1 pseudogene is annotated in these 823 nt (G+C 79.6%); it reads left to right on the plus strand.

Annotated features, from left to right (window positions below):
- Nucleotides 1-823: pseudogene (locus GPJ59_RS36630) on the plus strand (family 2 glycosyl transferase); the annotation flags it as partial.

Raw genomic sequence — 823 nt, forward strand, 5'->3', positions numbered from 1 at the left:
CTGCTGGCGGCCGGGCTGTGGACGGTCGCCGGCGCCGACGGGCCGCTCCAGCGGCGCGACCCGGTCCAGGTCCCGGCGTTCGTCGCCGAGGAGAGCGGCACCCGCGACCAGCCCCGCACCCTCGTCCTGGGCGGCAGCTCGCCCGCCGAGGTCCCGTACACCCTGGTGCGCGGCTCCGGCGGCCGGCTCGGCGACGCCGAACTGGCCGCCGCGGCCGGCAGCGACCCCCGCCTCGACAAGATCGTCTCCAGCCTGGTCGCCGGCTCCGGCGCCGACCAGACCGGCCAGCTCGGCGGCTTCGCCATCCGCTACGTCCTGGTCCGCGACGGCGCCCCGCCGCGCACGGCCCGGGTCCTGGACGCCACCCCCGGCCTGAGCCGGATGAGCCAGCTCGACGGCAGCGCCCTGTGGCAGGTCGACCGGCAGGTCGCCCGCGCCGTCATCCTCCCCGGCAAGCCCGGCGAGGCCCCGATCCCCGTCGCCTCCGGCCCCGTCGAGGTCCACACCGGCATCCCGGCGGGCGAGTCCGGCCGCACCCTGCGCATCGCCGACCGGGCCGCGCCCGGCTGGCGGGCCACCCTCGACGGCGAACCGCTCACCCCCAAGACCCTGGACGGCTGGGCCCAGGGCTTCGAACTGCCCGCCGCCGGCGGCCGGCTCGACCTGGTCCACGAGGACTCCGCGGCCCGCACCGGCTGGCACTGGACCCAGGCCGGCCTCGCCGCGCTGCTGCTGGTGCTGGCCCTGCCGGGCCGCCGCAAGCGGCTCGACGACGACCTGCCGGAGGAGGCGGCCGCCGTCCCGGCCCAGCCCGGCCCCGGCG

The sequence above is a fragment of the Streptomyces bambusae genome (assembly GCF_019400985.1).
Lineage (GTDB): Bacteria > Actinomycetota > Actinomycetes > Streptomycetales > Streptomycetaceae > Streptomyces > Streptomyces bambusae_A.